Origin of the sequence: Xenorhabdus sp. PB30.3, assembly GCF_963895965.1 — a bacterium.
GTDB classification, from domain to species: Bacteria; Pseudomonadota; Gammaproteobacteria; order Enterobacterales; family Enterobacteriaceae; genus Xenorhabdus; species Xenorhabdus stockiae.
Genome location: NZ_CAWQMW010000125.1, coordinates 21,544 through 42,505, shown reverse-complemented (window position 1 = coordinate 42,505; position 20,962 = coordinate 21,544). Strand labels below are relative to the sequence as shown.

Here is a 20,962-nt window from a genome sequence, read left to right as displayed (position 1 = left end):
ATGAAAAATAGCGTAGTATTGAATAAAAATAATGAAAAGTTAGCGGTTCATCTGAAATTTATTGAATATATTATTAATCAAATTCAGATGAACCACTCTGGTTAAATTAGTGCAATTTCAATCGTGGGCGGATCACACGATTTATTCCACCAACCAACATCATTAGACCTGTTTTAATATACCCATGCAATGCTACCTGATGCATACGGTATAAAGAGATATAAACGATACGTGCGATACGGCCTTCTACCATCATTGAACCACGCATCAGGTTACCCATCAGGCTACCAACAGTGCTGAATTTAGATAAAGAAACCAAAGAACCATGATCTTTATATTCATATTCTTTCAGCGGTTTTTCATTCAGTAAAGCCAGAATGTTGTCATAGCAGCGGCTCGCCATTTGGTGAGCAGACTGAGCACGTGGAGGAACAAAACCGCCCTCTTTTTTCGGACAGGATGCACAGTCACCGATAGCAAAAATAGTCTCATCCAGTGTTGTCTGCAAAGTCGGCTTCACCACCAGCTGATTGATACGGTTTGTTTCCAGCCCGCCAATCTCTTTCATAAAATCTGGCGCTTTAATTCCGGCAGCCCAGACCATCAAAGAAGCTTTGATCTGCTCGCCATCTTTGGTATTCAGGCCATTTTCATCTGCACTGGTTACCATTGTCTTAGTTAAGACTTTAACACCCAGTTTAGTCAGCTCTTGGTGTGCAGCACCAGAAATACGTGGTGGCAACGCTGGCAAAATACGTTCGCCAGCCTCGACCAAAGTCACATTCAGGGCATCTGTATTCAGGCTTTCAAAACCGTAACTATTTAGCTGTTTAACTGCATTGTATAGCTCAGCGGAAAGCTCAACACCTGTTGCTCCACCACCAACAATCGCTATATTAACTTTCTCTTCCGGGCATTGATTCGCAGAATATTTCAGGAACAGGTTCAGCATTTCATTATGGAAACGATGTGCCTGCTGCGGATTATCAAGGAAAATGCAGTTGTCTCTTACACCAGCTGTACCAAAATCATTCGATTGGCTGCCTAATGCCATAACAAGAATGTCGTAAGCCAACTCACGCTCTGGTACTAACAAATCACTACTTTCATCACGAATTGCAGCCAGTGTGATTCTCTTTTCTTCACGATTGATATTTGTGAGTGTACCTAATTGGAAGTTGAAGTAATGGTTACTTGCATGAGCAAGATAACTCAGTGCATCAACACCATCATCAAGAGAACCGGTTGCTACTTCATGTAATAACGGTTTCCATAAATGGCTGTTGTTGCGATCCACCAAAGTTATTTCGGCTTTTTGCTTGCGCCCTAATTTATGTCCCAAACGTGTTGCCAGTTCTAAACCGCCAGCACCCCCACCAATGATGACAATTCTTGTCTTTGGCGTTGTCATGACTACCCCACTGAAAATACAACTAATGTTATGTAAAGCGCTAAACGATTTTTGAATAACGTTCTTAAATGACATCACTCATGATAAATTTCATACTGAAAATATTGCCAGAATATCACGGCTGGTCAGTAGGTCATACCAAAAATGACCCCTGCTAAATTCTTTTGATTAATTAGACACCAATCACAAAATTTACGTACTCAACTCTAATTAATCAGACTTAAATCCAGTTTATTAATACTTATAATTTACATTGTTAACATTATGTGATTAGCGGGATTATTTATTGAAATACAGGAAGAATGTTGTCCCAAAATAGACCGCAAAAAGTAACAAATAAAAAGGGAATACCAAAAGACAGGATCATAATGTAACAATCCTGCCTTTCGTTTGATCGCGATAAATCAGTAGTGTTTAGCCACAGCTTAGCCAATGTTCACATAAATTATTTAATTGCAAATTTGCCCGCTGCCAGCGTTCTGATTTTTTCAGTTCTTCCAAACTAAACGACCTTCCCTGATGATATAACCGTGCCACCTTATCTGAGTTAACTATCGGTAAATTATCTAGTACGTTAGTCGCACCCTGACGGTTATTACACACCAGAATCATATCGCAGCCCGCTTCCAGTGAGGCTTTTGCCCGATCAGCATAGCCCCCCATAACAGCAGCCCCTTCCATAGATAAGTCATCTGAAAAAATAACACCATTAAACCCCAGCTGTTGGCGTAAAACGTTTTTTAGCCAGTAGGGGGAAGCGCTTGCCGGACGATCATCAATCTGAGAATAGATAACATGTGCAGGCATAATTGCATCAAGTAAGTTACGCTGGATAAAATCGCGGAAAATCAGCATATCATGACAGCTAATTGCATCCATTGAGCGATCATCCACTGGCGTTTCTTTGTGGGAATCCGCTATGACTGCACCATGGCCGGGAAAGTGTTTACCCGTCGATTTCATACCAGCCGAATGCATTCCCCTGATAAATCGCTCAGCCATCACCATCGCAGGTTCAGGCTCTTCATGAAATGAGCGTTCACCAATCGCAGTACATTTATGGCCTAAATCCAGTACAGGAGCAAAACTGATATCAATATCCATTGAAATCATCTCTGATGCCATCAGCCAACCCGACTCTTCGGCCAAATGCCCACCCATCAGTTCGTCATGCAAACAGGCAAAAGACTGAGCCGCAGGTAATCGTGTAAATCCTTCATGGAAACGCTGTACCCGCCCTCCTTCCTGATCAACTGCAATGACTAAACGATGACGGGAGGCTTCACGGATTTGGCGCACCAAATCACGCAACTGCTGAGTATCATGGAAATTGCGGGTGAACAGGATCAAACCGCCCACTAATGGATGTTGCAGAATTTCGCGCTCTTCACTATCCAGCTCATGACCAACAACATCTAACATTACCGGACCCATAATATTCCTCACTTCTTATTAGTTATCTATTTATTGGTTACCATCTTATGAATTACCGACCTTCGTATTAAAACGTCAGCTTAAAATCCAGACGCAAAGGATAAGCCAGAGCTAAAAATTGCGGATCTTTTGTCTGCTGCCAGCGAACTTCATACCACATCAGCATCATATACCTGACCCACGGTTTCCATTGCCTAATTTTTTGCTGCAATAAAACGATATCACTATATCCTGATGCGTCAGTACAATAATAATTCAAAAAAAATTTCTGCTGCATCTCATTCCATTGATTCCCTTCAAACAGCCCCGCTAATGAAAAACCAATATCAACATCCGCCGCATATTCCCAGTCAATCAGTTTCAAACCTTCCGATGTCATAATCAAATTATCAGGGTGAATATCCATATGAGCAGGCGCTATTTTCAAAGGCGCAGGCATTTTCGCCGATATAAAAAATTTATGCAGCCGCAACCAACTGGGAGAAAGCCGCGAGTTATCAATACATTGCCATTGGGAAGCTAATTGTTCTTTGAGTTGGAAGGCATACCCCAATGGTGCTTGGTTATGCAAAATGGCGATGGTATTCGCCAATGACTGTTGAAATGTGGGTAAACCGAATTCTTCTGCTGTGATCTTTGTGCCTTTCAGCCATTCCAGTAACAGCCAATCATCGTGCATTGCGATTACATCAGGCGCGATGCCAGTCAAAGATAATTTACGTAATATCCGCTGTTCCCTTTGACGATTGACACCCAGAGCGCCACTGTGCCATGTATGTTTACGCCCTACCATCTGACGTATACCATCCGTGATATAGTGGCTTCCCTGAGTCAGCCCTGTTAATGGCCTGATTTCCCAGTTTTCTGCTGGAATGTCAGGCCACTTCTGACGCAACATTCCAGATAGAGCTTCACTATTAGTTAATATCACTTAGTTAATATCACTGCTACCAGACCAGAGTATTTCACCCGTCTTAACCAGCATAAGCTGCATGTTTATCTTACGGTGTTGGGTATCACCAGAAGCCACGGAATAGATGACATAATCGGCATTCAAATAACGAGCCAAACCGATAGATTTGCTGCGTGATGCCAGACTATCTTCTGATGACAGCCCCAGAGCCTGCCGGGCGTAATAAACCTGATTTTTCGGCACGACCTGAAAAACATGCGTCTTGCTGACCACATCGGTAATTGCGTCAGTTGCCTTAAGTGTTCTCAGTGAACCACTCGTATTATTTTTGACACTATCAACGAGCAGTATTTTCCCCGCTTCTACACCATGTGCTTTAGCCATCTGATCAACTAATGGCTGAACGATATTATTCCAGTTAATTGACTGGATCTTCGGTGGCTGGGGTACTTTCTGTAACGGCGGTTCAGTGGGTTCCGTTTTTTGCTCTGGTTCAGCAGGTGTAACAGGAGCAGGCGGTTGTGTGGATGTCAGTGTACAACTCGCCAGCAACAGTGCTGATGATACAACCAAGAAAATTCTTTTCATTAATCTACTCCGGTTACAGCTGTCAGGATATTTCTCGTCTTACAAGTGACCGCATTAAAAAACGGCAGTGAGTAATGTTATTCTGCCAGTAACGGGCCTAATGGATGCCCACCAACCAGATGCATATGGATATGAAAAACAACTTGCCCTGAATGACGGTTACAGTTCATGATCAGACGGTAGCCGTCTTCAGCAATCCCTTCCTGTTTTGCGATTTTTGCAGCAACCGTGAATAAACGGCCTAATGCAGCCTCATGCTCCGGCATAACATCATTAACCGTTGGGATCAGCACATTAGGAATAATCAGAATGTGAGTTGGTGCCTGAGGTGTAATATCTCTGAATGCGGTGACTAACTCATCTTGATATACGATATCAGATGGGATTTCACGACGGATGATTTTGCTAAAAATAGTTTCTTCTGCCATCTCATTTCTCCTTTATTATCATTTAATGTTCTTAAATGTCGATATGAAACAAATCACAAAAGTTCCTTGTTGTCACTTCGGCTAATTCCTCAAGACTGACACCTTTCAATACTGCCATATACTCAGCAACATCACGTACATAAGCAGGCTGATTTTGCTTACCACGATGAGGAACCGGCGCCAGATAAGGTGAATCAGTCTCTACCAGAATACGATCAAGGGGAACAAACCTCGCTGCCTCACGAATTTGTTCGGCATTGCGGAATGTCACAATACCCGAAAACGAAATATAAAAGCCAAGATCCAGTAAATCCCTGGCTGTCTCTTTATCTTCAGTAAAACAATGCAAAACTCCGCCACAATCCTGCACTTTTTCTTCCCGCAGTACCATCAGGGTGTCATCTTTTGCATCACGGGTATGAACAATCACCGGCTTATTTAATTCGCGACCAATGCGGATATGCTGGCGAAATGAAGTTCTCTGTAATTCTGCGTTATCTTTCTGATAATAATAATCCAGCCCTGTTTCACCCATTGCGATAACATCACTATCTGCGGCTAAACGGGCAAGCTCATCAAAATCATATCCTTCATCCAGATTTAACGGATGAATACCACAGGAATACGAAACGTTGTCACGTTTACCAATCAGGTTTTTCATATGCAGGAAGCCGGGTAATGTGGTCGCAACTGCCAGCATATACTTCACATCCCTTTCTGCGGCTTTCGCCACTACATCATCCACACTTTTATGCAGTGTTTCATAATCTAAACAATCGAGATGACAATGTGAATCAACTAAAAACATAATATGCCCATATTTAAATGTATTACCGGGTGGAGCAAAGCTGCCCTTCCCAATTGAGTAATTGTTCAGTTAGTAACAATTCCCGATTGATGCCCGCTACGGATATTAATTGATGACGACAGCGTATCCAATCATCAACTGTATTTAACAATTTTTCAACACTTTGACTGGAGGCCAGATGGTGAATCAACATCTGCTGATCCTGATTGATACAGTAATTTTGCGCCTTCTGACGCCATTTTACCGCATCAGACAACAGGCTGATTAGCCAGTACAAAGATTGTTGTACATCATCACGATTCAACAATGGCAAAAGTGACAAGGTATCATATTTATGTAGTGCCTGCGTGATAGCCTGACAAAATACATTTCTCTGTTGCCATTTTTCAGTCTGGAGTAACTGTTTTGCCGCCAGAGGTGCTCCCTGAGACAGTTTCAGTGCTGTCTGAATATCCTGTGATGGTATCGTCGGGCGCTTTTTTTGCAGCCAATGCAAACCGGTCTTGGTTTCAGGAACCGGCAGATGATAATAAAAACAGCGGCTTCGCAGTGTTGCCAGCAAGCTGGCCGGACGCTGACATCTCAATAGAAAATAGGTATTGCCGGGCGGCTCTTCCAGTGTTTTTAACAACGCATTGGAGGCTGCATCAGTCAGGGATTCCGTTGAAGGTACCCACGCAATCTTGGCACCCCCCTGTTGAGAATACTCATAAAGCTTTTCGCTGAGCTGACGAACTGCATCTACACCAATTGTACTTTTTCCCTTTTCTGGAGCGAGTACATGCCAGTCAGAATGTGTTTCTGCCAACATCAAATGACAGCCGTGGCATTTACCGCAACTTTTTATTCCCTGTTTATTCTGACACATTAGCCAACGGCTTAATCCATAAAGCAGTGCATCTGCCCCCATACCTTCATGAGCATGGAGCAAAAGAGCGTGATGACCACGCCCCTGTTGGTGGGATTCAATCAGCTGACGATACGCATGGTTAAGCCACGGATACCAATTCATGCATGTATTTCCTGTTTTTCCAGCCAATATTGCAGAGCCTGACGAATGTCGTCCTGTACTTTTTCCAATGGCTGCGTTGCATCTATTTTTATGATGGATTTATCCTGTGCGACCAATTCAAGATATCTTGTGCGTGTACGATGAAAAAAATCTAATGATTCTTTTTCAATACGATCCAGTTCACCGCGTTCGCGGGCACGCTGTAAACCAACCTCTGGCGGTAAATCAAGATAAATAGTCAGATCAGGTGAAAAATCACCGAGTGCTGCTTCACGTAGTGAAGCCAATAAATGTTGGTCAATGTTACGTCCGCCTCCCTGATATGCCTGAGATGACATATCATGACGATCCCCAACAACCCAGCAACCTTTTGCCAGTGCAGGCTTGATGACATTCTCCACCAACTGAACCCGGGCAGCATAAAGCATCAGAACTTCTGCTTTATCCGTTAATATTTCACCTTCGATCCCTTGCTTGATCATCTGGCGTAATTTTTCCGCTAATGGTGTTCCACCCGGCTCACGGGTAAAAACAAGATCAGAAATCCCAGATTGTTTCAGTGTATCAGACACTGTCTGGATAGCCGTGGTTTTTCCTGCTCCTTCAAGCCCTTCAATAACAATAAATTTGCTGTTCATTTATCCTGCTTCAATCTCTGGCGATAAAGACTTACCGCTCTATTATGCTCTATTAAATTTGTGGTAAAGGTATGGCCGCCATTACCATCTGCGACAAAATATAAATAGTTTGTTACCGCCGGATGAGCCGCTGCTTTCATTGATGCAAGACCCGGCATAGCAATCGGCGTCGGTGGTAGCCCTTCAATCATATAAGTGTTGTATGGCGTAAAGGTGCTCAGGCTGCTACGAAAAATAGTTCCGGTGTATTTATCCCCTAGCCCGTATATCACTGTCGGATCGGTCTGCAACCGCATCTTTAAACGCAGGCGATTGATAAATACAGAAGCCACTTTAGCGCGTTCAGCATCTACGGCAGTTTCCTTTTCGATGATGGAGGCCATAATTAGCATCTCATAAGGACTCTTATACGGTAGATTTTCAGCCCGGTTTTTCCATTCCTGATCGACAGCCATAACCATTTTTTGGTGGGCCCGCTTGAGTAAGTCTATATCACTTGTACCTGCGGTATAGAGGTAAGTATCAGGATAGAACCATCCTTCCAATGGACTCTCTATTTTCATACCCAGCGATTCTGTCAGATCTTGTGGCGTCTTATCTTCAGCCACATGTTTTAAGTATGGCGCATTCTGTAATATTTTTGACCAGTCAGAAAGACGGCTGCCTTCAACAAAGCGAATGGTAAACTGGACCTCTTTACCACTGGCAAACAATTGCAGAATGTCTCTTACTGACATATTTTTCTGTAATCGGTAAGTTCCTGCCTTAAATTTGATCAGCTCCGGTTCTAATCGGAAAAGCCACGGTAATAAGCCATTATCTTTGATTAAATTATGCTGAATTAACAGTGTTTCTAAGCCGATACGCCCCGTTCCGGCCGGTAAGGTAAATACAAGATCCTGAGCCAGATTAACCTTCTGAGCAGAAAAATTTTCCACTTTTTTGATAAAAAAGAAAAATGCTATTGCTGCAACAAGAATAATCAATCCAGGTAGAATAAGAATGCGCTTTTTAAGTTTCATTCGGTTACCACTTTTATCTGCCTTTCAATGGCTGGCTGAATCACTACAGTTTATATCCCTCAGAATTACAGGCTTAAACATTCAGGTAATAAATATTCATATAACTCTCTGGATTGGTATTTCCATGCAGGCTGATTTTTATGTGCCTGAATTTGATTAACAGCCATAACAGGCATCAGTGAATTACAAATAATGACCTCATCAGCGTGAGCTAATGCTTCAGGATAACGCATGACACATGACAAATGGTAATCACTATCTTCCAGTAGTTGGATAATTTTCTGTCGCATAATCCCTTCCACACCACACTGGCTCAAATCCGGCGTATAGATATTTTTACCTCTCCGCCAGAAGATATTAGCGCTACAACATTCAACTAATAAACCATCACTATCAAGTACTAGCGCTTCATCGATCTTTTCCTGATCGATAAACCGCTTTATCAGAACTTGTTCCAAACGGTTCAGATGCTTAATTCCTGCCAAATGAGGGTTAATCCCCATAGCAACAGGACTAAGCCCCAATACAACACCCGTTTTCCGTTGCCTGTAATATTGCTCTGGATAGGGGCTTAGTAAAAGGATCTGGTTTGTCTCATTAATACCATCACTGCTGTAACCGCGTCCGCCCGAACCTCTGGATAAGAGCACTTTCAAAACACCAGATTCACATCCTGTTACAACTTGTTGAATATTGTTTTCCAGTTTTGCCCAATCCGGTACTGGCATAAACAGTCTTTCAACACCTTTTTGTAATCGTTTCATATGAAAAGGCAAAAAAGCTGCCTGACCCTGCTCTACTCTGATTGTGGTAAAGCAGCCATCGCCATATTGTACCGAGCGATCATTAACCGAGATTTGATCTTGCGGTTTGCCATTAATCCAATACATCATCTTACTTTCTGATTCTTAAATAAAAAGGCGTGAAAACCTCAGGTTATAAGGGGCGCTATAATAGTATATGAGCGGTAGCAGTGCAAAAAGGTACATTCGTAGTATAAAAAAAGCCCCAACATAAGTTGAGGCTTTTTATAGAAATAGGGTGTTTTACATCTTACGGAAAATCAGTGAACCGTTCGTTCCACCGAAGCCGAAAGAGTTACACAACGCATATTCCATTCCCTCAACTTTACGTGCTTCGCCAGGAACAAAATCCAGGCGGCAATTTTCGTCCTGATTAACCAGGTTAATAGTTGGAGGAACAATTTGATCCTGCAAAGAAAGAACTGTGAAAATAGATTCCACAGCACCAGCTGCACCCAGCAGGTGGCCTGTCATTGACTTGGTTGAACTCACTAATACTTTAGTGCCTTTACCAAAGACAGATTCCACAGCCAGAGCCTCAGCAAGATCTCCCGCCGGTGTTGATGTCCCATGAGCATTAATGTAGCCCACTTGTTCTGAAGAAATACCCGCATCTTTCAGGGCATTTTCCATAGCAAGTGCAGCCCCTGCCCCATCTTCAGGCGGAGATGTCATGTGATACGCATCACTACTCATACCAAAGCCAACGACTTCAGCATAAATTTTTGCGCCGCGGTTTTTGGCGTGTTCATATTCTTCAAGAACAACAACACCAGCACCATCACCCAGAACAAATCCATCACGATCTTTGTCCCAAGGACGGCTCGCGGTTTTAGGATCATCATTACGGGTCGACAGTGCACGGGCAGCACCAAACCCGGCAACACCAAATTCTGTACTTGCTTTCTCAGCACCACCTGCCAACATGATATCAGCATCATTATAAGCAATTATACGCGCTGCATGACCAATGTTGTGCACACCAGAAGTACAGGCTGTTGCAATAGAGATACTAGGACCACGAAGGCCGTATAGTATGCTCAGATGGCCAGCCACCATATTAATAATGGTTGAAGGTACAAAGAACGGACTGACTTTACGAGGACCAGCAGAAAGCAATGTTCTGTGGTTCTCTTCAATCAGGCCCAAACCACCAATACCAGAACCAATAGCAGCACCAAAGCGGCCAGCATTGGCTTCTGTTACTTCAATTCCTGCATCTTCAAAAGCTTGAACACCTGCAGCAATACCATACTGAATGAACAAATCCATTTTTCGTGCATCTTTGCGCGAAATATTGAAATCTTCATGATTAAAATTCTTCACCAAACCAGCAAACTTAGTTGCATGATTAGCGGTGTCGAAATGTTCGATAAGGCCGATACCACTCTGTCCGGTACAAACAGCGTTCCAAGAAGACTCTACTGTATTGCCGACAGGAGATACCATGCCTAGTCCGGTCACGACTACTCGACGCTTAGACACGGTTATCCTCCAGGGAGGGAAAAAATGTAAGACAAAAAACATAGGCGGTCGAACGACCGCCTAGGTATATGTGCTTATTTACTTGCGTTTTCAACGTAGTCAATAGCAGCCTGAACTGTAGTGATTTTTTCAGCTTCTTCGTCTGGGATCTCAATATCGAACTCTTCTTCCAGAGCCATTACCAGTTCAACTGTGTCAAGAGAATCAGCGCCCAAGTCATCAACAAATGAAGCTGTGGTTACAACTTCTTCCTCTTTAACACCCAGTTGTTCAACGATGATTTTCTTAACGCGTTCTTCGATAGTGCTCATACTATTAAATTTCCTATCAAAACTCGCTTTCGCGATGGTTTTCGTAGTTTATAAAATACAGGAAAAGATGCAACCAAATCCCGGCTGGTCGAACCACTAACTGCTTATTTTGTATAAGAAATACATAAAAAAACAGCGGGTTCGCTCATTTTTTAGATCATGTACATGCCACCATTGACATGTAATGTTTCACCCGTAATGTAAGCGGCCTCATCAGAAGCAAGAAACGCTACAGCACTGGCAATTTCCTTTGCATTACCGAGACGATTAGCAGGAACATCAGATAAAATGCCCGCACGTTGTTCGTCTGTCAACGCTCTGGTCATATCGGTTTCGATAAAACCGGGAGCAATAACATTGACGGTAATGCCACGAGAAGCGACTTCACGAGCCAGTGATTTACTAAAACCAATAACTCCTGCTTTCGCTGCCGCGTAATTCGCCTGCCCTGCATTTCCCATTGTTCCAACAACAGATCCAATGGAGATAATACGTCCATAACGTTTTTTCATCATAGAACGCATTACTGCTTTTGACAGACGAAAAATCGAAGAAAGATTAGTGTCAACAATACCTTGCCACTCATCATCTTTCATGCGCATCAACAAGTTGTCACGTGTGATGCCCGCATTATTAACCAGAATGTCTATTTCACCAAATTCAGCACGAATATTCGATAGTGCCTGTTCAATGGATTCTGAATCTGTGACATTCAGTACAAAACCTTTGCCTTTATCGCCCAGATAGGCGCTGATTGCCTCGGCTCCATTTTCACTGGTCGCGGTGCCAATAACACGCGCGCCACGTTCAGCCAATAATTCTGCAATCGCTCGACCTATGCCACGGCTGGCACCAGTAACTAGTGCAATTTTTCCATCAAAGCCCATGTTTTCCTCAGTCATTTATTCAGAGCAATTGTAAGTGATGATACATCATTCACTGCTACAGCACTCAGAGTACCAACAATTCGTTTTGTTAAGCCAGTCAGTACTTTACCCGGCCCTATTTCCAACAGGTTACCAATACCCTGAGCGGCAATATACTCAACAGATTCTGTCCAGCGTACCGGATTATACAACTGACGCACCAGCGCCGCCCGGATTGTATCCGCAGATTCTTCTGTTTTTACATCAACATTATTGATAACAGGGAATTGCGGCTGTTTAAACTCAACAGACTGCAATGCAACAGCTAACTGGTCTGCGGCGGATTTCATTAATGCACAGTGTGAAGGAACACTGACTGCTAAAGGCAGAGCACGTTTAGCTCCCGCGGCTTTACATGCAGCACCCGCACGTTCTACAGCTTCTTTTTCTCCGGCAATAACAACCTGCCCCGGGGAATTGAAGTTCACAGGTGAAACAATCTGTCCCTGCGCTGATTCTTCACATGCTTTTGCAATGGATTCATTATCCAGACCAATAATGGCATACATAGCACCCTGCCCTTCAGGCACGGCTTCCTGCATCAGCTTTCCACGTAATTCAACCAGCTTAATTGCCTGTTGGAATTCAATGACACCAGCACAAACCAGTGCTGAATATTCGCCAAGACTATGACCTGCCATCACGGAAGGGTTTTTCCCTCCCTGTTGCTGCCAAACCCGCCAAATAGCAACAGAAGCGGCCAGCAATGCAGGTTGTGTTTTCCACGTTTTATTCAGTTCTTCTGCTGGGCCCTGCTGGACTAACTCCCATAAATCGTATCCCAAAACCGCAGAAGCCTCTGCAAAAGTTTGCTCTACAAGCGGGAATTCCGCGGCTAAGTCAGCTAGCATGCCAAGAGATTGAGAACCCTGGCCGGGAAATACCATTGCAAAATCAGACATGTTTATCATCCTGTTAAGTTAAAAACGTACTAGCGCTGAGCCCCAGGTAAAGCCACCGCCAAATGCTTCAAGTAAAACAAGTTGGCCACGCTGAATTCTTCCATCACGGATCGCTTCGTCAAATGCAGTCGGGACAGATGCAGCTGAGGTATTACCATGACGATCCAGTGTCACAACAACTTTATCCATCGTCATATTCAGTTTTTTAGCTGTCGCTGAAATAATACGTAAGTTCGCCTGATGGGGCACCAGCCAATCAAGCTGGGAATGAGCCAAACCATTAGCTTCCAGTGTCTCATCAACAATATTCGCTAATTCTCGCACAGCAACCTTAAATACTTCATTGCCAACCATCGTAAGGTATGCTGGTGTATCGATTTTTTGGCGATCATGATGAGGCACTGATAATAATTCGCCATAATGACCGTCAGCATGCAAATGGGTTGACAAAATACCAGGCTCTTCCGAAGCACCTACCACCATCGCTCCCGCCGCATCACCAAAAAGGATAACGGTACCACGATCTTCTGGATTAACCGTTTTGGAAAGCGTATCAGAACCAATAACCAGTGCACATTTAGCTGCACCCGTTTTTATAAACTGATCAACTACACTCAATGCATATGTAAATCCGGCACAAGCCGCCGCAACATCAAAAGCCGGAATACCGTTAATGCCTAGCAGTTTTTGGATCTGGCAGGCACTGCTGGGAAAAGCATGCGTTCCCGTTGTTGTTGCAACAACTATTAAATCAATTTGCGTTTTATCGATGCCTGCCATTTCTATGGCTTGTTCAGCAGCCCTGAATCCCATGGTTGCCACCGTTTCACCTTCATCGGCGATACGACGTTCACGGATACCAGTTCGAGTGACAATCCACTCATCAGTCGTATCCACCATTTTTTCTAAATCTGCGTTAGTACGCACCTGAGACGGCAAGTAACTGCCTGTGCCTAAGATCTTTGTATACATTTATGCTTATTCACTCTTGGGTAATACTGCATTCAGTCGGGCTGCAATCTTTTCAGGAACCTGCTTTTCTACTGCCTGAACAGCTTGCTCAATTGCAGCTTTGAAAGCATTTTCATTCGCGGCACCATGACTTTTTATAACAATACCACGCAATCCTAATAGTGTTGCGCCGTTATGCTGATCAGGGTTTAGATGACCGAAGCGTTTTGCTATTAGTTTAAGCAAAAACTTCCTAAATATTTTCATCAACCATGACGATTTTTTCTTTTGCCCTTCCGGTGACTTAAGCAGAGACAGAATCACTCTGATCGCGCCTTCCATTGTTTTCAGCGTAACATTACCTGCGAAGCCGTCACACACGAGGACATCTGTTTTCCCCGTTAACAGCTCATTTCCTTCCACATAGCCTATATAGTTGATTAACTCACTATTCCGCAAGGTTATGGCGGCTTCGCGGATATTATCCAGCCCTTTGGATTCCTCTTCCCCGATATTAAGTAATGCTACACGTGGATTTTTTACACCCGCAACATCTTCTGCCATTACAGCGCCCATAATGGCAAATTGCACTAACATACGACTATTACAATTAATATTAGCGCCCAAATCTAATACTACTGTTTTTTGTTGTTTCAGATTTGGTATGACCGTCACCAAGGCTGGCCGTTCAATTCCTTCTATCGATTTCAACATCAGTTTAGCCAGCCCCATCAATACTCCTGTATTTCCTGCACTGACACACGCCTGCGCTTCACCTGATTTCACCAGATTTAGTGCAATACGCATCGAAGTACCGTGACTGGAACGAATTGCCTGAGACGGTTTAACATCATTGGCAACAACATGTTCCGCAGGAATAATTTGCAAACGGCTGAGCAGCTCGGCATTTTTGTTTGCAAGCAAAGGAGAAATGGCTTCGGGGTCACCGACCAACAATAGTTTTAATCGCGGATTAGATGCCAGTGCCTGCAATGCAGCAGGCACCGTGACGCGAGGACCAAAATCCCCGCCCATAGCATCTAACGCTAAGGTTAGATTAGCCAAGATATCAACTTGCTAATAACTAGCTGAATTACTTGTTGATTACCTTGCGGCCACGGTAGTAGCCATCAGCAGTCACATGGTGACGCAGGTGAGTTTCACCAGAAGTTTTGTCTACAGAGACTTTTGTTGCAGTCAGTGCGTCATGAGAGCGACGCATACCACGTTTAGAACGAGTTGGTTTATTCTGTTGTACGGCCATCGACCTTACTCCTTAAGTACTTTTCTTTAAACTGGCTAATGCGGCAAATGGGTTTGGTTTTTCTGCTTCAGGAGGCAGTACACCAAACACCATATCCGCGTCGGACACTTCACAGTGTTCAGAATCATGTACCGGAACTACCGGCAGAGAAAGAATTATTTCATCTTCTATCATTGCCAGTAAATCTATTTCGCCAAATTCATTAACCTCAATTGGCTCATACTCTTCCGGTAATGCTTCGGCCCGCTCATCATTGACGACCGGGCTAAAACAATACGTTGTGTGAACATGATGACTGAATTTACCACCACAACGCTGACAGGCAAGCGTAACATCCACATCTGAATGCCCTTTTACAACTGCCAGACGCTGATTATCAATCTGAAATGATAATGAGTTATCTACATCACTATCCACACTGACCACCGATTCTAGAAGACGAGACACCTGTTCAGCAGAATAACTGCCAGTGTAGTCTAATCTTTTCTGGGCTGCACGAAGTGCATCAATGGTCAGGGGTAATTTTACCTTCTGCATAAGGCGCGCATATTATCTTTGTAACGGGATATAGTCAAAGAAAAAGGCCACACATCTGCACCTTTCCACCAAATATTCGCTTAATAAGCGGTGCATAGTTTAAAATGCCTGCAAATATTTCTCTACGTATTTTATGGAAAAATGATGCTTCCGATTGTTTTATCATCAACTTCGATATATCGCCGCTTATTACTGGAAAAAATTGGCCTGCCTTTTACCTGTGCAGCACCAAATATTGATGAAAGCCCACAGGAGAATGAAAATCCTGAACAATTAGTGATGCGGCTTTCACAAGAAAAGGCTACAGCATTACAACACGATTATTCCAGTCATCTTATTATAGGTTCAGATCAGGTTTGTATTTTAAATGGAGAATTAACAGGAAAGCCGCATAATTTTGAGAACGCTTTCGCACAGTTAAAAAAAGCCAGTGGTCAATGTGTCACTTTTTATACCGGTATTACATTATTCAATAGCAAAATCGGAAGTACTGATACTCGCTGTGAACTATTTCATGTCCATTTTAGGGAACTTACTGATACTGAAATCATCGGCTACCTGGAAAAAGAACAACCGTTTAATTGTGCCGGCAGTTTTAAAAGTGAAGGTTTAGGGATCACGTTATTTGAAAAGCTAGATGGCAAAGACCCCAATACATTAGTTGGTCTGCCATTAATCACACTGACTGAAATGCTTACCCGTCAGGGAGTAAACCCCCTGACGGCACATTATTAAACAAATGATTATTGCATTATATTTGTCGCAATTTTTTTAAGCATTGTCGTAATGCCGCATCCATTGGTGCTTCGAAACGCATCGTTTCACCGCTGGATGGATGCGTAAACTTCAGTGAACTGGCATGCAGAAACAGCCGGTTGATCCCTGTTTCTGCAAGCTGCCCGTCAAACGCTTTATCACCATAGCGATCATCAAATGCTATCGGATGCCCCGCATACAGAGTATGTACACGAATTTGGTGGGTACGCCCGGTTACAGGGCTGGCCCGCACTAATGTAGCAAACTCGTAACGTTCTTCCACCTTAAAACGCGTTTCAGAAGGTTTACCTTCGCTGCTGACCTTCACGACCCTTTCACCACTTTGCAGAAGATTCTTTAACAAAGGAGCTTGTACGACTTTGCAGTGAGACTGCCACTGCCCACGTACCAAGGCCAGATAATCTTTTTGCATTTGCTTCAGGCGTAATTGTTCATGCAGTGAACGTAGAGCAGAACGTTTTTTCGCAACCAACAAAACCCCGGAAGTATCACGGTCAAGACGGTGTACCAGTTCAAGAAAGCGAGCTTCGGGACGTAATGCCCGTAATCCTTCAATAACACCGAAACTTAACCCGCTCCCACCATGCACGGCAGTTCCTGAAGGCTTGTTAATGACCAATATATAATCATCTTCATAAAGAATACATTCTGCCAACACGGCAACTTTACCCAACTTGGCAGAAACAGGAGCCTCCTGTTTTTCCGCCACTCTGACAGGCGGAATTCTGACAACATCGTTTGCTGTCAATTTATATTCAGGCTTGATTCTTCCTTTATTGACTCTAACTTCACCTTTACGCAAGATCCGGTAGATCATGCTTTTAGGTACACCTTTTAACCGAGCCAGCAAAAAATTATCAATTCTCTGGCCGGCCTCATCGTCATCAATAGTGACAAACTGTACAACTTGATTATTTGTTTTCATGGGCGCAATTTTAATTATCCCGCAAACAGAGTGCCACTCATTTTTAAATCATGTATAAATAATATCCATATTTTTATTCTTTATTATTAAATTGCCTTAGAATAAAGGCTAAAGATTAACAACTTATCACTATTTCATGATAAAAAACTCTTAAAGAGATAAAGTCACCTTGCTATCACCCCAATAGCAATGGAATAATGCTTTCCGGCCACGATTTACTAAACTATGAATGGCAGATTGAAATTGTTTGTTATCTGTTTGTTTGAACAAAAACGCAGCAATGGCGTAAGACGTAATGTTTAATCAAACAATTTATGGGCTGTGAGTTGCTACTTACTGGATTGGGTAAAACCTGTACTAATTTATTACAGTATCTCCCAACAAAGAGCGCTGCGTTTCTTACAATGAAAGAAATGAAATTCAGGCTCGCCGACATTTAGGCGCCTCTATACAACCGATAGCCGTGAGGCTGACGGTTTTGTAAAAGACACGAGGCCATCGGTTTCCAGTAAATGCTCCTCTTTTTACTCATGGCTCTATACTAATGTAAAAAATAATGAGTAAGTTAGAATGAAAAGAATGTTAATCAACGCAACCCAGCAGGAAGAGTTGCGTGTTGCCCTTGTTGACGGGCAACGTCTTTATGATCTGGATATTGAGAGTCCTGGACACGAGCAAAAAAAGGCCAATATCTATAAAGGTAAAATTACACGGATTGAACCCAGCCTTGAAGCCGCATTTGTTGATTATGGTGCAGAGCGACATGGCTTCCTGCCTATAAAAGAAATTGCACGTGAATATTTCCCAAATAATTACCATGCTCATGGCCGTCCTAACATTAAGGATATCCTTAAAGAAGGTCAGGAAGTCATCGTTCAGGTAGATAAAGAAGAACGAGGCAATAAAGGGGCTGCTTTAACGACCTTTATCAGTCTGGCAGGTAGTTATCTGGTTCTGATGCCGAATAATCCGCGAGCTGGCGGTATTTCACGCCGTATCGAAGGTGATGATCGTATCGAATTAAAAGAAGCTCTCTCTTCCCTTGATGTACCCGAAGGTATGGGGCTTATCGTTCGTACCGCTGGTGTCGGCAAATCCGCAGAAGCCCTTCAGGGGGATCTGAATTTTCGTCTGAAACACTGGGAAGCTATCAAAAAAGCGGCCAACAGCCATCCGGCTCCTTTTTTGATTCATCAGGAAAGTAACGTTATTGTACGCGCTTTCCGTGATTACCTGCGTCCCGATATTGGTGAGATTCTCATCGATAATCCGAAAATTCTTGATTTGGCACGCCAGCACATCACTGCCCTCGGTCGTCCTGATTTTGCCAGCAAGATTAAACTGTATAGCGGTGAAGTCCCTCTGTTCAGCCACTACCAGATTGAATCGCAGATTGAATCTGCTTTCCAGCGCGAAGTAAGATTGCCTTCCGGTGGCTCTGTTGTCATTGATACTACTGAAGCCCTGACTGCTATTGATATCAACTCATCCCGTGCAACCCGTGGCGGCGATATTGAAGAAACTGCCTTTAATACGAATCTGGAAGCCGCAGATGAGATTGCCCGTCAGTTGCGCCTGCGTGACCTTGGTGGTCTGATTGTTATCGACTTTATCGATATGACACCAGTACGTCATCAACGCGAGGTTGAAAACCGCCTGCGTGATGCAGTACGTCAGGATCGCGCCCGTATTCAGATCGGCCGCATTTCCCGTTTTGGCTTACTGGAGATGTCACGCCAGCGTTTAAGCCCATCGCTGGGTGAATCCAGCCACCATGTTTGCCCTCGTTGTAGCGGCACAGGAACCATTCGTGATAATGAGTCACTTTCTCTGTCCATTCTTCGCCTGATAGAAGAAGAAGCCCTGAAAGAAAATACTCATCAGGTTCATGCTATTGTTCCTGTACAGATTGCTTCCTATCTGTTGAATGAAAAACGTAAAGCTGTCAGTGCGATTGAACACCGTCAGGGTGGCGTTGGTATTGTTATCGTACCAAACGATCAAATGCAGACACCGCATTTCTCCGTTTTACGTGTTCGTAAAGGCGAAGAAATCTCGGCTCTGAGCTATCAGTTGCCACAGATTCATGAAACAGAAATGGCAAATATTCAGGAAGATGTGCAGCATGAACGCAAACGTCCTGAACAGCCCGCTATTTCCACTTTTGATTTGCCTGCTGAAGCTCCAGCTCCTGCCGCAGCAAAAACAAAAGAGAAAAAAGTCGCAACCAAAGCAAATAGTCATCAAAAAGCAGAAAAACCTGGCCTATTCAGCCGCTTCTTAAATGCCCTGAAAAAAGTATTCAGCGGCGAAGAAGAGAAGCAGTCTCAGGAAAAAGCCAAGAGACCTTCTGGCAATGATGGTCGTCGTTCATCAGATCGCCGTAATCCACGCCGCCAAAACCCACGTCGTGAGCGTAACGAGAATGAAAATCGTAACAATCGCGAGCGTGATGAGCAGCGTAAAGGTCGTAATGCTCAGGCGAAAAATAACGCTCAGGATAATACTGCGGTAGATAATGAAGCGCGCGAGGCTCAGCAGCAACAGCGTCGCGAGCAGCGTGCAGAGCGCCAACGTCGCCGTCAGGAAGAAAAACGCCAGCAACAGTTGGAGAGTAAGACTCAACAGGCAATTAAACCTGAAGTTCCGGAAGAAGAAGCAGAGGAACGTCAACCTGTTATGCCTCGACGCCAGCGTCGTCAGCTTGAGCAAAACCTTCGTATTACAGATAGCGTGAAAGAAGAAAAAACTATTGCAGCACTGCCAGTAGTTACATCTGATTCTGCACCTGTAATCGCGGAAAAAGAGAAAAAAGCTGCTGTTCCAGCTGTTATCAATACAGAAACTGAAACAACAGCTCAACCTGCCGCAGCAAATGAATCTATCGCTCAGGATACTGCTGAACAAAACGCTGCTGTGTCTGGTTCTCAGCAAAATAACGAACAGCAAGATAACATCATGCCACGTCGTTCCCGCCGTTCACCGCGTCATTTGCGTGTTAGTGGACAACGCCGTCGTCGTTATCGTGATGAACGCAATCTGACGCAGTCACCGGTACCTCTGGCAATCGCGGTAGCCTCACCTGAGTTAGCATCCGGTAAAGTCTGGGTTCGTTACCCGGTCACACCAGTGGCTACGACTTCTGAGCCAGAACTCTCTGTAATTGAAGAAGCAACATCGGAACAAGCTGTTGAAATTATGCCAGTACCTGTTGCTGCAAAAACTGCTGAACCAGCACCTATTTTTGCAGAAACTAAAGCTACAGAACAAACCACAGTTGCTTATGAAGATGCGAAACCTGAATCAGTGATTCCATCAACAGTTGAATCAGCTATTGAGTCTGTTCAAGAAGCTACCAAGTCTGTTGTTAGCCATGAGGTTTCAAATCAGGCTGAAACTGCACCTAACAAAGTGCAATATGACTCTGAGGAAAAAGTTGCTCACGTAGCTGAACCTATCATTGTGGACTCTATCGCTGAACAGGAACATCATGAAAAACAGCCGACTGTCGCAACGGAAGTATGCTCTCAGACAGCAGAAGTTAAAGCGAAAGAGACAAAAGCTACTGAGTCTCAGGTTATCGTGGCAAAAAATCATCACTCTTACTCCCCAATGACTAAGGCTCCGGCACCGGATATGGCTGCACAGCCAGTCATTATTAGTGAATGGGAGCGCCCTGCTCATCCATTCAAAGGGAAAGGTGGTGCGGGTGGTCACTCTGCAACAAATGTCGCAACATCCGGTATGTCAAAACCACAAATATTTGAGTAATTACGTATTGTAATTTCTTATAAAATCAAATGGCTCCTACTCTCAGGAGCCATTTT

21 protein-coding genes are annotated in these 20,962 nt (G+C 43.7%); 2 read left to right on the top strand and 19 right to left on the bottom strand.

Annotated features, from left to right (window positions below):
• Window positions 1-106: 106 nt before the first annotated feature.
• The 18 genes from AACX38_RS10340 to yceD all read right to left on the bottom strand — a co-directional run bounded on the left by AACX38_RS10340 (window position 107) and on the right by yceD (window position 15,433).
• Window positions 107-1,411, bottom strand: a complete 1,305-nt coding sequence (locus AACX38_RS10340) for an NAD(P)/FAD-dependent oxidoreductase (RefSeq protein ID WP_228864193.1) — start codon at window positions 1,409-1,411, stop codon at window positions 107-109.
• A gap of 414 nt (window positions 1,412-1,825) precedes the next feature.
• A complete protein-coding gene (nagZ, locus tag AACX38_RS10335) occupies window positions 1,826-2,845 on the bottom strand; it encodes a beta-N-acetylhexosaminidase (RefSeq protein WP_228864192.1) in 1,020 nt (339 codons plus the stop codon).
• A 67-nt stretch (window positions 2,846-2,912) separates the two neighbouring features.
• Window positions 2,913-3,776, bottom strand: a complete 864-nt coding sequence (locus AACX38_RS10330; RefSeq protein WP_228864191.1) for a phosphotransferase — start codon at window positions 3,774-3,776, stop codon at window positions 2,913-2,915.
• Window positions 3,777-4,346 carry a penicillin-binding protein activator LpoB gene (gene lpoB, locus AACX38_RS10325; protein WP_228864190.1) on the bottom strand — a complete coding sequence of 190 codons (570 nt, stop codon included), beginning with the start codon at window positions 4,344-4,346 and terminating at the stop codon, window positions 3,777-3,779.
• A gap of 77 nt (window positions 4,347-4,423) precedes the next feature.
• A complete protein-coding gene (gene hinT, locus AACX38_RS10320; protein ID WP_099110949.1) occupies window positions 4,424-4,774 on the bottom strand; it encodes a purine nucleoside phosphoramidase in 351 nt (116 codons plus the stop codon).
• A gap of 31 nt (window positions 4,775-4,805) precedes the next feature.
• Entirely contained in the window at window positions 4,806-5,582 is a 777-nt protein-coding gene (locus AACX38_RS10315) for a metal-dependent hydrolase (protein WP_228864189.1), read from the bottom strand.
• 22 nt (window positions 5,583-5,604) lie between these two features.
• On the bottom strand, window positions 5,605-6,594 hold the full coding sequence (gene holB / locus AACX38_RS10310; protein ID WP_228864188.1) for a DNA polymerase III subunit delta': 990 nt from the start codon (window positions 6,592-6,594) through the stop codon (window positions 5,605-5,607).
• Complete coding sequence (gene tmk, locus AACX38_RS10305) at window positions 6,591-7,232, bottom strand: dTMP kinase (protein WP_099122996.1); 642 nt, start codon at window positions 7,230-7,232, stop codon at window positions 6,591-6,593. The genes holB and tmk overlap by 4 nt, the downstream gene beginning before the upstream one ends.
• Window positions 7,229-8,254 (bottom strand): endolytic transglycosylase MltG, encoded by a 1,026-nt coding sequence (gene mltG / locus AACX38_RS10300; RefSeq protein ID WP_228864187.1) that lies wholly within the window; start codon window positions 8,252-8,254, stop codon window positions 7,229-7,231. Before mltG ends, tmk begins: the two co-directional genes overlap by 4 nt.
• A gap of 65 nt (window positions 8,255-8,319) precedes the next feature.
• The gene (pabC, locus tag AACX38_RS10295; protein WP_228864196.1) at window positions 8,320-9,144 is read right to left on the bottom strand and encodes an aminodeoxychorismate lyase; all 825 of its coding nucleotides are present in this window, start codon (window positions 9,142-9,144) and stop codon (window positions 8,320-8,322) included.
• Window positions 9,145-9,300: 156 nt separating this feature from the next.
• Window positions 9,301-10,542: a beta-ketoacyl-ACP synthase II gene (gene fabF / locus AACX38_RS10290; protein WP_228864186.1), complete on the bottom strand. Its 1,242-nt coding sequence runs from the start codon at window positions 10,540-10,542 to the stop codon at window positions 9,301-9,303.
• A 74-nt stretch (window positions 10,543-10,616) separates the two neighbouring features.
• Entirely contained in the window at window positions 10,617-10,853 is a 237-nt protein-coding gene (acpP, locus tag AACX38_RS10285) for an acyl carrier protein (RefSeq protein ID WP_099110956.1), read from the bottom strand.
• A gap of 152 nt (window positions 10,854-11,005) precedes the next feature.
• Window positions 11,006-11,740, bottom strand: a complete 735-nt coding sequence (gene fabG, locus AACX38_RS10280) for a 3-oxoacyl-ACP reductase FabG (protein WP_099110957.1) — start codon at window positions 11,738-11,740, stop codon at window positions 11,006-11,008.
• A gap of 11 nt (window positions 11,741-11,751) precedes the next feature.
• A complete protein-coding gene (gene fabD / locus AACX38_RS10275) occupies window positions 11,752-12,681 on the bottom strand; it encodes an ACP S-malonyltransferase (RefSeq protein ID WP_228864185.1) in 930 nt (309 codons plus the stop codon).
• An 18-nt stretch (window positions 12,682-12,699) separates the two neighbouring features.
• Window positions 12,700-13,653, bottom strand: coding sequence for a beta-ketoacyl-ACP synthase III (locus AACX38_RS10270; protein ID WP_228864184.1), 954 nt, complete (start codon window positions 13,651-13,653; stop codon window positions 12,700-12,702).
• A 6-nt stretch (window positions 13,654-13,659) separates the two neighbouring features.
• Entirely contained in the window at window positions 13,660-14,697 is a 1,038-nt protein-coding gene (gene plsX / locus AACX38_RS10265) for a phosphate acyltransferase PlsX (RefSeq protein WP_099110960.1), read from the bottom strand.
• 28 nt (window positions 14,698-14,725) lie between these two features.
• Window positions 14,726-14,896: a 50S ribosomal protein L32 gene (rpmF, locus tag AACX38_RS10260; RefSeq protein ID WP_099110961.1), complete on the bottom strand. Its 171-nt coding sequence runs from the start codon at window positions 14,894-14,896 to the stop codon at window positions 14,726-14,728.
• Window positions 14,897-14,908: 12 nt separating this feature from the next.
• Entirely contained in the window at window positions 14,909-15,433 is a 525-nt protein-coding gene (yceD, locus tag AACX38_RS10255) for a 23S rRNA accumulation protein YceD (protein WP_099122990.1), read from the bottom strand.
• A 144-nt stretch (window positions 15,434-15,577) separates the two neighbouring features.
• Between yceD and AACX38_RS10250 the strand changes: the two genes are divergently transcribed.
• Window positions 15,578-16,168 carry a Maf family protein gene (locus tag AACX38_RS10250; protein WP_228864183.1) on the top strand — a complete coding sequence of 197 codons (591 nt, stop codon included), beginning with the start codon at window positions 15,578-15,580 and terminating at the stop codon, window positions 16,166-16,168.
• 16 nt (window positions 16,169-16,184) lie between these two features.
• Here the strand turns inward: AACX38_RS10250 and rluC are convergent, their stop codons facing one another.
• Complete coding sequence (rluC, locus tag AACX38_RS10245; RefSeq protein WP_228864182.1) at window positions 16,185-17,135, bottom strand: 23S rRNA pseudouridine(955/2504/2580) synthase RluC; 951 nt, start codon at window positions 17,133-17,135, stop codon at window positions 16,185-16,187.
• 570 nt (window positions 17,136-17,705) lie between these two features.
• On the opposite strand from rluC, the gene rne reads away from it, so the two are divergent.
• Window positions 17,706-20,906, top strand: a complete 3,201-nt coding sequence (gene rne, locus AACX38_RS10240; RefSeq protein ID WP_228864181.1) for a ribonuclease E — start codon at window positions 17,706-17,708, stop codon at window positions 20,904-20,906.
• Window positions 20,907-20,962 lie beyond the last annotated feature (56 nt).